This is a genomic window from Aromatoleum petrolei, from assembly GCF_017894385.1.
GTDB classification, from domain to species: Bacteria; Pseudomonadota; Gammaproteobacteria; order Burkholderiales; family Rhodocyclaceae; genus Aromatoleum; species Aromatoleum petrolei.
The window spans coordinates 766,639-779,283 of the sequence record NZ_CP059560.1 but is presented as its reverse complement, the minus strand read 5'-3'; the positions used below and the strand labels follow the sequence as shown (position 1 = coordinate 779,283).

The 12,645-nt window shown below is 63.7% G+C and carries 8 protein-coding genes; 7 read left to right on the top strand and 1 reads right to left on the bottom strand.

The window, feature by feature from the left end:
* Window positions 1-18 precede the first annotated feature (18 nt).
* The 4 genes from ToN1_RS03545 (at window position 19) to ToN1_RS03530 (ending at window position 5,222) form a co-directional block, all read left to right on the top strand.
* Window positions 19-2,010: an acetoacetate--CoA ligase gene (locus ToN1_RS03545; RefSeq protein ID WP_169204623.1), complete on the top strand. Its 1,992-nt coding sequence runs from the start codon at window positions 19-21 to the stop codon at window positions 2,008-2,010.
* 83 nt (window positions 2,011-2,093) lie between these two features.
* Entirely contained in the window at window positions 2,094-2,882 is a 789-nt protein-coding gene (locus ToN1_RS03540) for an enoyl-CoA hydratase/isomerase family protein (protein WP_169204622.1), read from the top strand.
* A 39-nt stretch (window positions 2,883-2,921) separates the two neighbouring features.
* The gene (locus tag ToN1_RS03535) at window positions 2,922-4,490 is read left to right on the top strand and encodes a long-chain-fatty-acid--CoA ligase (RefSeq protein ID WP_169204621.1); all 1,569 of its coding nucleotides are present in this window, start codon (window positions 2,922-2,924) and stop codon (window positions 4,488-4,490) included.
* Window positions 4,491-4,511: 21 nt separating this feature from the next.
* Complete coding sequence (locus ToN1_RS03530; RefSeq protein WP_169204620.1) at window positions 4,512-5,222, top strand: molybdopterin-dependent oxidoreductase; 711 nt, start codon at window positions 4,512-4,514, stop codon at window positions 5,220-5,222.
* A gap of 113 nt (window positions 5,223-5,335) precedes the next feature.
* Here ToN1_RS03530 and ToN1_RS03525 read toward each other — a convergent pair whose 3' ends face one another.
* Window positions 5,336-6,772 carry an aldehyde dehydrogenase gene (locus ToN1_RS03525; RefSeq protein ID WP_169204619.1) on the bottom strand — a complete coding sequence of 479 codons (1,437 nt, stop codon included), beginning with the start codon at window positions 6,770-6,772 and terminating at the stop codon, window positions 5,336-5,338.
* A gap of 397 nt (window positions 6,773-7,169) precedes the next feature.
* On the opposite strand from ToN1_RS03525, the gene ToN1_RS03520 reads away from it, so the two are divergent.
* From ToN1_RS03520 to ToN1_RS03510, 3 genes are all read left to right on the top strand, one after another.
* Window positions 7,170-7,859 (top strand): TetR/AcrR family transcriptional regulator, encoded by a 690-nt coding sequence (locus ToN1_RS03520; protein ID WP_169204618.1) that lies wholly within the window; start codon window positions 7,170-7,172, stop codon window positions 7,857-7,859.
* A gap of 78 nt (window positions 7,860-7,937) precedes the next feature.
* Complete coding sequence (locus tag ToN1_RS03515; protein ID WP_169204617.1) at window positions 7,938-10,694, top strand: PEP/pyruvate-binding domain-containing protein; 2,757 nt, start codon at window positions 7,938-7,940, stop codon at window positions 10,692-10,694.
* Between the two features lie 226 nt (window positions 10,695-10,920).
* Window positions 10,921-12,639: a DUF1302 domain-containing protein gene (locus tag ToN1_RS03510; protein WP_169204616.1), complete on the top strand. Its 1,719-nt coding sequence runs from the start codon at window positions 10,921-10,923 to the stop codon at window positions 12,637-12,639.
* The last annotated feature ends 6 nt before the right edge of the window (window positions 12,640-12,645 follow it).

The window sequence follows — 12,645 nt, the reverse complement described above, 5'->3', positions numbered from 1 at the left end:
GAGATCGGAGATCAACTCATGCCTTTGAAATCCCCCGTCGATGTCCAGGGTGCCGCGTGGGTTCCTGAAGCGGGACGTATCGCGACGAGCAACATGAACCGCTTCTGCCAGGCCATGGAAGCGCGCTGGGGCCGGCGTTTCGACGACTACGATGCGCTGCACGCGTGGTCGGTGGAACATCTCGACGAATTCTGGAACGGCCTGTGGGACTTTGCGGGCATCGTCGCGCAGTCGAAGGGCGAGCGGGTGCTGGAGCAGGGCGCGACGATGGAGTCCGTGCGCTGGTTTCCCGACGCGCGCCTCAATTTCGCGGAGAACCTGTTGCGATTCCGGGGCGACGCGGATGCGTTGGTGTTCTGGGGTGAAGACAAGGTCAAACGACGTCTGTCGCGGGACGAACTGTATGCGGCTGTCGCGCGTGTCGCGGCGGCGCTCCGCGCACGCGGCGTCAAGACAGGCGACCGCGTGGCGGCCTACATGCCGAATTCACCCGACACCATCATCGCGATGCTGGCCGCGGCGAGCATCGGCGCGATCTTCAGTTCGGCATCGCCCGATTTCGGCCCGCAGGGCATCGTCGACCGCTTCGGTCAGATCGAACCGGTCGTGCTGTTTGCGACCGACGGTTATCACTACAACGGCAAGTCGCACAGCTGCCTCGGCAAGCTGCGGGAGATCGCCGAGCAGTTGCCAACCGTGCATACCGTGGTGATCTGCCCCTACCTGGACCTGGCCGATCCGACGGCCGGTATCCGCGCGGCGGTCACGCTCGACGAGCTGACCGCGGAATACGCGACGGCGAGCGATATCCGCTTCGAGCAGCTGCCCTTCGATCATCCCCTTTACATCGTGTTCTCGTCCGGCACGACCGGGGTGCCCAAGTGCATCGTGCATCGCGCGGGCGGTGCGCTGACCCTTCACCTGAAGGAACACCAGCTGCACGGCAACCTCTGCGACGGCAGCCGCCTGTTCTACTTCGCGACCTGCAGCTGGGTGATGTGGAACTGGCTCGCTTCGGGGCTGGCTTCCGGCGCTGCACTGATGCTCTACGACGGGAGCCCCTTTGCCGCGGACAACCACATCCTGTTCGACTACATGCAGGCCGAGCGATTCACGCATTTCGGCACCTCGGCCAAGTTCATCGAGGCGTGCGCGAAACTCGGCCTCGAACCCGGTCGCACACATGAGACAGGCTCGGTCGAAGTGCTGTACTCGACTGGCAGCCCGCTCATGGTGGAGGGCTACGACTACATCTACCGCGCCTTCAAGCGCGACGTGCATGTCGCGTCGATCTCGGGCGGCACCGATCTTCTCGGCGCCTTCGTCGGTGGCAATCCGGTGCTGCCGGTGTGGGTGGGCGAGATCCAGTGCAAGCAGCTGGGCATGGCGGTCGACGTGTTCGACGAGGAGGGCCGACCGGTCACGGAACGCAAGGGCGAGCTTGTGTGCACGCGCCCGTTCACGACCCAGCCGCTGTATTTCTGGGCCGATCCCGAGGGACGCAAGTATCACGAAGCTTACTTCGGACGATTCCCCGGGGTGTGGTGTCACGGCGACTTCTGCGAGGAGACGGCGCACGGCGGTTTCATCGTCCACGGTCGCTCGGACGCGACGCTGAACCCCGGCGGGGTGCGCATCGGCACCGCGGAAATTTACCGCCAAGTGGAGCAGCTCGAGGAAGTCATGGAGTCCGCGGTCATCGGGCAGAACTGGCCGCCGGAGAAGCAGGGCGACGTACGGGTCGTGCTGTTCGTGCGCCTGCGCGAGGGCATCGCGCTCGACGAGACGCTCGCGGACCGCATTCGCCGCCAGATCCGCGACAACACCACTCCGCGCCACGTGCCCGCCCGAGTCGTGCAGGTGCCCGACATTCCCCGCACGAAGAGCGGAAAGATCGTCGAGCTCGCAATCCGGCAGGTTGTGCACGGCGAGCCGGTGAAGAACACCGGGGCCCTCGCGAATCCCGAAGCGCTCGAGCATTTCCGCGAGCGCGCCGAATTGCAGTCTTGAGTCTCCCGGCCCATTCGGGCGGGATCGAAGAAGAAGCGCACCGCCCCTTCGCGCTGGAGCGCTGTGCGAACAAGGAGACAGGAATGAGCTACAAGACAATAGACCTCGATCTGCGGGACGGCATTGCCCGACTCGCTCTGAACCAAGGCGAGGCGGGCAATCCATTCAACGAGGCCTTCTGCAACGAATGGCTCGAGGTTGCCAATGAACTGGCCGGGCGCAAGGACCTGCGCGTGATCCTCCTCACCGCGCGCGGCAAGTACTTCAGCGTGGGCGGCGACGTGCGAATGTTCGTCGAAAACCTGGACGAATTGCCCCAGCGGATCCGAAAATGGACCGGCGCCTTGCACATGGGCATCGCCCGTCTCGCACGGCTCGATGCACCGATGATCGCGTCCGTACACGGGATTGCGATGGGCGGCGCGGTCGCGCTGATCAGCGCCTGCGACCTCGTCTATGCCGGCCGCTCGGCGAAGTTCGGTGCGGCGTATCCGAGTATCGGCTACTGCTGCGATGCGGGCGCCTCGCGCGCGCTGGCCACCCGCATGGGCGTCGCGCGTGCGCGCCGCTTCCTGCTGTGTGGCGAGACGCTTACGGCCGAGCAGGCGGCCGCCACCGGCATGGTGGACTTCGTGATCGACGACGCTGAGTTGAACGACACGGCCACAGAGGCCGCCGAGCGCATCGCTGCGGGCCCGACGCGCGCCTTCGGCGAGATCCGCCGCCTGTTCGCGACCGCGCTGAGCCAGCCCTTCGAAGCGCAACTCGAAGACGAGGCCCAGGCGCTTTCGCGTGTGGCGGCAGGCGCAGATGCCCGCGAGGGCATCCTCGCCTTTGTCGAAAAGCGCAAACCCGTATTCCGCGGCGAGTGAGCCGACGATCCCCGCTACAACTTTGACGAGGTGCCTTGAATGTGGCTCTACGCTGACATTGCCTCCCTCGGGGACATTCCCCGCTACCATGGACGGACCGCAGGCGAGCGCGTCGCATTGATGAATGCGCGACGCCGCGAAACCTTCCGCGAACTGGACCATGCGTCCAGTCGCATCGCCAACCTCTTCATCGACGCCGGGCTGGGTCGGGGCGAGGTGGTCGGCTTCTACGGCAAGAACTCGATCGAGTATTTCGAAGCGATGTTCGGCGCCAGCAAGGCCGGTTGCGCGTTGCTGCCGCTGAACTGGCGTCTGTCCGCGCTCGAATTGAAGGCCGTCATCGAGGATGCCGGGCCGCCACTGATCCTCGTGGATCGCGAGTTCGTTCCGCTGCTCGAAAGGGTGCGCGAGACCTGCGGCGTGCGCTTCGGGATCGTGGAGTTCGACTCCACCTCCGATGGCGACAGTCCGCTGAAGTCCCGCATGAGCGCCAGTAGCGACGTCGACCCACGCGTCGCGGTCCGTCCGGAGGACACCGCGCTGCTGCTCTACACGTCGGGCACGACGGGCCAGCCGAAGGGCGTCGAACTCACGCATGGGGGCATCAATTTCATGCGCCTGTGCGAACACCTCGAGCCGGCGTTCCGCTGGAAGGACGACGACGTGATGATGTTCGTGATGCCGAACTTCCATCTCGTTGGCACGGGCCTGTCCCTGCAAGGTTTATACAACGGTATCCCGCTCACGATCCTCGGCGGACTCGACATACCCGCACTGCTCGCGACCCTGGAGCGCGACAAGCCGACCATCTGCTGCCTCGTACCGACTGCGATCCAGATGATCATTGACCATCCTGACGCCGCGAAGACCGATCTCTCCGCGCTGCGCCTGGTCATGTACGCCGGGTCGCCGATCACCGCGCCGCTGCTGAAGCGCGCAATGAGCACGATGCGCTGCGACTTCATGCAGTTCTACGGTGCGACCGAAACCTGCGGCGCAGTCACCCTGCTGCGGCCCGATCAGCACGATCTGGAAGACGAGCGCAAGCTGAAGTCCTGCGGCACGCCCGTACCGCTCGTGGAGGTGCGGATTCTAAGCGCAGCGGGCGACGAGCTTCCCGACGGCGAGATCGGCGAGTTCGCCGTACGCTCGCCGGCGATGTTCAAGGGATACCTGAACAAACCCACTCAAACTGACTCCGTACTATCGGGGGGCTGGTATCGCACCGGAGATGCGGGCTATCGTGACTCCGACGGCATGCTGTACCTGGTAGACCGCACCAAGGACATGATCATCTCGGGCGGTGAAAACGTCTATTCGACCGAAGTCGAGCAGGCCCTGAGCAAGCATCCGGCCGTCTCGCAGGTCGCAGTGATCGGGCTCCCGGACGAACGATGGGGTGAGCGCGTAACCGCGATCGTGGTACCGACCGAGGAGAGGTCCCCGAGCGCAGAGGAACTGATCGCCCACTGCCGCGAGATGATTGCCGCCTACAAGGCGCCGAAACAGATCATTTTTGCAGCGAGCCTGCCCATGACGCCGACGGGGAAGATCCTCAAGACTGCGCTGCGCAAGCAGTTCGGTGAACTCGCGGCGACCACCGTTTGAAATCCGGGCTGACGGACAGAGATGAACAAACCGCTTCCACCCGGGCAGTTCGAATATCCGAGCTTCGACCGCTTCGGCCTCGGCCTGTTTGCCAAGCGCTTGCCGCATTCGCCCGACCTGAAGTCACTCAAGATTGCGGGGGACGTGCGCCGTGAAATGATCGTCGGTCGGGAGTTGACCACGCTACAGCGGGTGGAGCAGGTTTCGGATTTTCATTGCGTCACGACATGGTCATATCGCGGGCTGCGCTGGAGCGGGGTGCGTTTCAGCGAGTTCTATCGGGACGTCGTGCAGCGCTGTGCGGAACCCTTGGACGGGGCCGATTTCGTTGTCTTTCGCGGTCAGGACGGCTACGCGGTGAGCATGCAGCTCAAGGATTTGATGGCCGACGAAGTCCTGCTCGCCGATGAACTGGATGGCGAGCCGATCGGTATCGCTCACGGTGCCCCGTGGCGACTCGTCGCACCCGCGCATTACGGCTACAAGAACGCCAAGCACATCTCGGCGATCGAGTTCTGGCGAAACAGCCGCAACTATCGCTTTCCGTTTCCCTACCCCAACCTGATGGACCATCCGCGCGGCCGCGTTGCGCTCGAGGAGCGTGCGCGGTATTTGCCTAACTGGATGGTCCGCCTGGTGTACAAGGCGCTCGCCCCAGGTGCGCGGCGGAAAATGCGCGCGGCATTGGCTCGCCAGCGGGAAGCGGCTCCCGCCGCCGACGCCCGGAGGTAATCGCCCGGGCAGGAGGCTCTCACGGGTCGGACCGGCCAACTCGGGCCACCCGTACTGAGCGGGTGGGCCGAGCTGGGCAGCGAATGTTAATGCGCGCTTCCGATCGAACTCCGTTAGCCGAGCTGGTAGATCGACTTGTACCGTTGATATCCGGACACCGACTCCGGCCCGAGTTCGCGTCCCAGCCCGCTCGCCTTGATGCCGCCAAAGGGGGCGTTGAGGTCGGGCATGTAGCCGTTGATGCCCAGCGTGCCGGTCTCGATACGGCGAGCGAGCTCAGCGGCGTGGGCGCGGTCGGTCGACCAGATCGTGCCGCCCAGGCCGTATTCCGATTCATTGGCGATGCGTACTGCCTCGTCCTCGCCGTTGTAGCGGATGATAGCCAGCACGGGGCCGAAGATCTCCTCGCGAGCGATCGTCGCATTGTTGTCGACGTCTGCGAAGACGGTGGGCTGCACGAACCAGCCGCGCTCGTGGTCCGGTTTGCCGCCGCCTGCGACAAGACGTGCCTCGCCCTTGCCCTTCTCGATGTAACCCTGTACCCGATCGCGATGGATCGCGGAGGCCATCGGGCCAATGTGAGTGGTCCGTTCCAGCGGGTCGCCGACGACGAGCGCGGACACTGCCCCGGCGACCGCATCGACGACTTCGTCGTAGCGGCTCGCAGGCGCCAGGATGCGCGTGCATGAGAAGCAGGCCTGGCCGTTGTTGAGGATGGAGGCGGTTGGCAGGCCCTGGACGAGCGCGCCAAGGTCGGCGTCCTCCAGCACGATGGCAGCGGACTTGCCGCCTAGTTCCAGCGTCACCGGGCGCAGCAGACGCCCGCATTCCTGGGCGATGATGCGGCCGGCTGCGGTGGAGCCCGTGAAGGCCACCTTGTCGACGCCGGGGTGCGAAACGAGATACGCGCCCAGTTCGCGCCCCCCCGGTACCCAGTTGATCACGCCTGCGGGCAACTGTGCCTCCTCGGCGGCGTCGGCGAGGATGTAGCTGTCGAGCACGGTGCCGGGGGAGGGTTTCAGTACGATGCTGCAGCCCGCGGCCAGGGCCGGGCCGATCTTCATCATCGATAGTGCGACAGGGAAGTTCCACGGCACGATCGCGCCGACGACGCCGACCGGCTCACGGCGCACGAGGGACGTGAAACCCATGGGGGAGGGCCGGCTTTCCTCGACGACCATGTCCTTCGCCAGCGTGGCGTAGTACCGCAGCATCGCGACGACGAACCCGCTTTCGAGCTGGTCGGCGACGTTGATCGGCATGCCGTTCTGGATGCTCACCGAGCGCGCGAGCTCGGCGCCGCGTTTCTCGATGGCGTCGGCGAAACGCAGCATCGCCGCAGCGCGCTCCGCTGCGCGAAGCCCGCCCCACGACGGCGCTTTCAGCGCGCGACGCGCCGCGGCGACGGCGTGATCAATGTCGGCTTCGCTGCCGTCGGGGACGCTTCCGATGATTTCCTCGGTGGTGGCATTCATCACGTCGATGCGTGCCGACGACGCGGGCTTCTGCCACTCGCCGTCGATGAAGAAGGACTGCCTGTTGCCATTCATGACTCGATGTCTCCTTTTATCGATCAGGTGGGGTTATCACGGCCGGGTGGAAGCCGAAACCGTGCAGTGCATGCGGTAGCCTGAAATACGATACGCCAACATACGAAATGTGCAAGCAGGAATCCGGGCTGCGCTTTTTCGAGCGGGGTTTCCCTTGAAATCCGAGGGCTGAGACTGTGTCGCCGTCGGAAATCGCAGGTGACAGGAGGGAAGTTCCAGGCGAACACCGGAGCGCTGGATCGGGGAAAAATAAGGCAGCTGCAGTAAAAAAATTCGTGCGACGCACAAAAAACCTTGAGGTTTTGCCTATCAGAAACTAGAAATAAGGCAGTTGACTTAAATAATCCAAAAGAAGAGACTTCGATCCATGCTTAAAAATAGTATTCAAGCAGACGAGATGAACGAGACAACGGACGCGATTGACGCTGTGGAGCTGCAGCAGCCCCTCGGAAAGAGCGAGCGCACCCGGATCGCCCTCATCGTTGCTGCGGAAAGGCTGTTCGGCGACTTCGGAATCGACGCTGTCGGCCTGCGCGCCATCAGCGAGGCCGCGCAGCAGAAGAACAACAACGCCGTGCAATACCACTTCGGCAGCAAGCTGGGCCTGTTGTCCGCGATCTTCGAGCTACGCGAAGGGCAGCTTCAGCACCAGCGCCAGGAGATGCTCGAGCTGGCGGAAGTGCAGGGGCGCCTGGGTGACCTGCGGTGGCTGCTACGGATCTGTTTCGAGCCCAATTTCCGGCTGTACCGCGATCAGCGCGACATCAGCTACATCAAGCTGCACGCGGCGTACCTGACGACGCACCGCCCAAAGGGCGTGCAACACCCGGTGGATTACGACTCGCCGAACACGGTTGCCTTCCGGCGCGCCATCCGGCTGCTGGGCCAGCGCCTCGAGTTTCTCGGCCGCCGGCGATTCTGGTTGCGGCTCGAGAGCGTCGGTTCGATGTTCCTCAATGCCTTGATCCAGCACTCGGGCCGCAAGGAGGAAGCGAATCTGCCGATCGATGAGTTGTTCGAGGACTGCCTCGAGATGATGGCCGCGGCGCTGTCTGCGCCGCCCGGGCAGCACGTGGGCGACAACTGACACAAGGAGCAAGGGCAGGACCACTTTACGCAAGCACCCCCTTTCCACATCGAAAGGGAGATACAGGAGACGAGACAGATGGACAATAAATCAACAACGCATTACACGATCGCGTTCGGTGCGCCGGAAGGCACCGATCTGAACCTGGTGGGGGGAAAGGGGGCCAACCTGGGTCGGCTCACACAGGGCGGTTTCGACGTGCCGCCGGGATTCGTGGTGTCGACGGCAGCCTACGCGGCGCACATCGAAAGCCTGAAGGAACGCATCGCGAGCGCGCTGTCGGCGATCGACTACGGTGACGCCAACGCGCTGGAAGAGTCCGTTCAGCGCATCCGCAGCTGGATCGTCGAGGTGGACATGCCGTCGACGATCGCCGAGCAGATCCTCGCGGGCTATGCGGCGATGGGCGACCGCATTTTCGTGGCGGTGCGGTCGTCGGGAACGGCCGAGGACCTCGAGGGCGCCTCGTTCGCCGGTCTGCACGACACGTACCTGGACATCCGCGGCCGCGAATGCCTGATCGACGCCGTGAAGCGCTGCTGGGCAAGCCTGTGGACAGCGCGCGCGGTGTCCTATCGCAAGACGCAGGGATTCAACCAGTTCCCCTCGATCGCGGTGGTCGTGCAGACCATGGTGGAGTCGGAGGTGTCGGGCGTGATGTTCACTGGCAATCCGATCAACACCGCCACCGACCAGATCCTGATCAACGCGAGCTGGGGACTGGGCGAAGCGATTGTCTCCGGCATCGTCACGCCGGACGAATACATCGTGCGTCACAAGACGCTCAAGGTGCTGGAGCGCACGCTCGGCACCAAGCTGGTGATGACGGTCCGCAACCCGGAGACGGGCGTCGGTACGGTCGAAAAATCGGTGAGCGAGGCACAGTCGAAGGCCTTCACCTTCGATGACGAGCACGTCGCGCGGCTCGCCGATCTGGGGCGCCGCATCCAGCGCGCGTACGACGATTTTCCGCAGGACATCGAGTGGGCGTATGCCGCCGGCAAATTCTTTGTGCTGCAGGCGCGCCCGGTCACGGGGGTGGAGTTCTCGTGGGATGCGGACGTCACCGAGAGCGTGCAAGGCAACGATGACGCGACGCCGCACGACACGATCTGGTCGCGCACCTTCCCCGAAGAAATGTGGACGGGCGCCATCTCGCCGCTGATGTTCTCCTGGCGCTGCTGGGGCCTCAATCAGTGCCACAGCCTGGGCGTGCATGCCTTCGGCTACCCTGAACTGGATTACACGTCGGGGCGCCTGTGGATCTATCACAAGGGCGTTTCCTACTACAACTGCAGGAACGATCTCGAACTGATCAAGGCGGCCGTCCCGCCCCAGCTGCGGAAGACGATGCTGCACAAGATCCCGAAGGACTGGCACGAGGAGGCGCTCAAGGCGTCCTTCGACTGGGACCGCTACATCGAGATGTTCCTCAAGGTGGAAGCGAACCGGCCGGACATGGGATACAACTGGTGGAAGGCGATCCGCGACGACTTCATCGACAACAAGGAATACCGCGAAGCGACCCGCCCGCGTTCGCGCAGCGAATTCGCCGCGATGTCGGACGGTGAGCTCAAGCGTCATATCGCGGACGTCATGCGGCTGGAGATTTCCTCGTACGATCCGCCGTGGAACGGACTGCTGTGGTACATGCGCGAGTCCCTCGGCTGGGTCGCCTGGATCGTCGAGAACTGGTACGACGGCGGCCGCCCGACCGTTTTCATGGATCTCGTCACCGGCACCCGCAACCCGACCATCACCTCCGAGGACAACTTCGCGGTGTGGGAGCTGGCGGACACGATCCATCGCTCGCCCGAGCTGAAGTCGCTCCTCGCCAAGTACCCCGATGCGCGTTTCTTCGATTATCTCGACCAGTGCATCGACGGCCCCGCCTTCCGCGCAAAGTATGCCGAGCACGTGCGGCTGCGCGGCCACCGCGGGCATCCGGATCGCGATATCTACTTCGATCGCCGTGCGGACGACCCGATGGTCGACCTGCGCATCATTCCGGCGCTGATGGGGACGCCCGACCCGCGCATTCAGGAGCATCGCATGCGCGAGCGGCTGGAAGAGACGATCCGGCACGTGCACGACAACCTGCGCGCGCAGCCGGCGCTGGGCGTCTTCAAGGCGAAGTTGTTCAAGTTCCTGATCGATTTCTCGCATCACAGCCTCGAGTACCGCGACAACGAGCGCGAGGTGATGGACTGGTCCACGTACGACATCAAGCTCGGCTTCGAGGAGGTCGGACGGCGCTGCGTCGAGCGGGGGCTGCTCGCCGAAATGCGCGAGTGTTATTTCCTGACGATGGAAGAGCTGTACGGAGTGCTGGAGGGTACGGCGAACATGAAGCTGTGCCGCGCCAAGATCGACGCACGGCGGAAGAACTTCGACAAGATCGACACCAAGGCGGTGCATCCGGCTTCCTACATACAGTTTGGCCGGGCCGCGCCGATCGACCAGCCCGAGATCTCCGGTGACGGGGTGCTGCGCGGCAAGACGACCAGTGTCGGAAAGGTCACCGGCACGGCGCGCGTCGTTCATGAACTGTCCCAGATCGGCCGCGTGAAGCAGGGTGACATCCTGATCGTGCATGCGACCGACCCGGGCTGGACCTCGGTCTTCATGTTGATCAAGGGCATCGTGCTCGAGACCGGTGGCCTCATCAGCCATGGCGCGCTGCTGGCCCGCGAGTACGGCCTGCCCGGGGTGCAGATCGAGGGCGCTCTTCAGCTCGTTCCCGATGGCGCAACGATCACCCTCGACGGCGACAACGGTGTGGTCATCATCCACGACGAGAACGAAGAGCCGGAAGAGGTAAGGCAGGCGGCCTGAGGAAAGGTGACGCGAATCCCCGGCCGGGAAGGGGCCGGGGCCCTAGGGGCGTCAAATTTTTTTAATGAAACGGTATGGTAGAGGACCATATGCGGCAGGACGTTAGCATCATGACCTAGGCTCGCACAGCTAGGCCTCTGGTGACCATGGAAAGATCAAAACGAGGGGGCGCCGGTACCCGCGCGAAGGGAATCGGCGCTTACCAAGAACGAGACGGAGACACACCATGAGAATGAGCAGTTCCCGCGACAGCAACCGCGGCCGGCGTCTGACGGGGGTCGCCGCCGTCATATCCGCGATGTTCGCAACGGCTTCGGCGCACGCCTTCACGTTCGATACGCCACCCGAGTGGACCGTCAATCTGGACAACTCCATCCAATACACGGTCGGTACGCGGATGCAGAGCCGCGACGACAAGCTCGGCAATCACCCGTTCTATGCAGAAGCGGACTACAAGTTCGACAAGGGAGATCTGGTCACCAATCGCATCCAGGACCTGATCGAATTCCAGGCCGTCTACAAGGACCGGATGGGCTTTCGCCTGTCGGGATCGGTGTGGAAGGATTTCGCCTATGACGACGAGGTCAAGACGAACCCGAATCCGGCCTTTTCGACCTTCTTGTCGTATCCCAGCGGGCACTACTCCAATTACACCAAGCGCTATCACATGGAGGGCGGAGAGTTGCTCGACGCCTTCGTGTTCGCGAACACCGAGGTGGGCGACAAGCCCGTCTACCTGAAAGCGGGGCGCCTGACGCAATTCTGGGGCAACGCCTTCTTCTTCGGCTTCTCGAACATTGCGTATTCGCAGTCACCGGTCGATTACATCAAGGGCTTCTCGCAGCCGGGCTCCGAAGTGAAGGAGCTATTCCTGCCGCGCGCGCAGATCCTCGCGCAGACCGAGCTGTCGCCGGAATTGTCGATCGCCGGTCAGTACTTCCTCGAGTTTGCCGGGAACCGCTATCCCGAAGGCGGCACTTTCCTCGGGCCGTTCGATATTCTGTATCGCGGCCCGAAGAGCGGCGGTGCCCTGGCTGGCGCGCTGGGCGGCCCGGTTTCGGCTGGCCACGACGACACGCCGGGCCACAACAACCAGAACTTCGGCGTGAAGGTCGCCTGGTCGCCGGAATGGGCGGGGGGCGATCTGGGCTTTTATTACCGGCAGCTCGACGAGGTCCATCCCTGGGCGCTCGCCGATGTCGGCGCGAGCGGGGGCGGAAGGCTGCACCTGTCCTACGCGCAGAAGGTGAAGCTGTTCGGCGTCAGCTACGAGCGCAGCTTCGGCCTGCTGAGCACCGGTTTCGAGGCCTCGTACCGCAAGGACACGGCCCTCAACAGCTCGCTCACCAACGGGATTCCGGGCGTGCCGACGACCGAAGGGGCGACCGGCGATGTCGTCAACGTGATCGCCAACGCCTTCGTCCAGCTCGGCACGACGCCCTTCTACGATTCCGGCGTCCTGATCGCGGAACTGAGCTATACGCACCTCGCGAAGGTCACGGGCAACAAGTCGATGTTCAACGGTGTCGGCTACGGGGCCTGCCGCGACAGCGTGAATCCGGCGTTGCGCGGGGACAAGTGGGACGGCTGTGCGACGAAGGACGCGCTCGGTTTCGCGGTGCTGTTCGAGCCGCAATGGCTGCAGGTATTCCCAAGCGTCGATTTGAGCATGCCCATTTCGTATACCCGAGGGGTGCACGGCAATCCGGCCTATGCCGCCGGCTCCTTCTATGCGGAGGACGCCGAGATCTACTCAGTCGGCGTCAAGGCGACCTACAAGAGCAAGCACTCGATTGCGCTGCAATACAACGGCTACAAATGGAAGACCGGTGACTCCGTCAACATTCCGGGGCTCGGCGAATCCTATGCCGGCTTCGGTGGTAACGGCGCCGTTGGTCTGAACGACAAGGGCTGGTTGCAGCTCACCCTCAAGACGTCGTTCTGAATCACC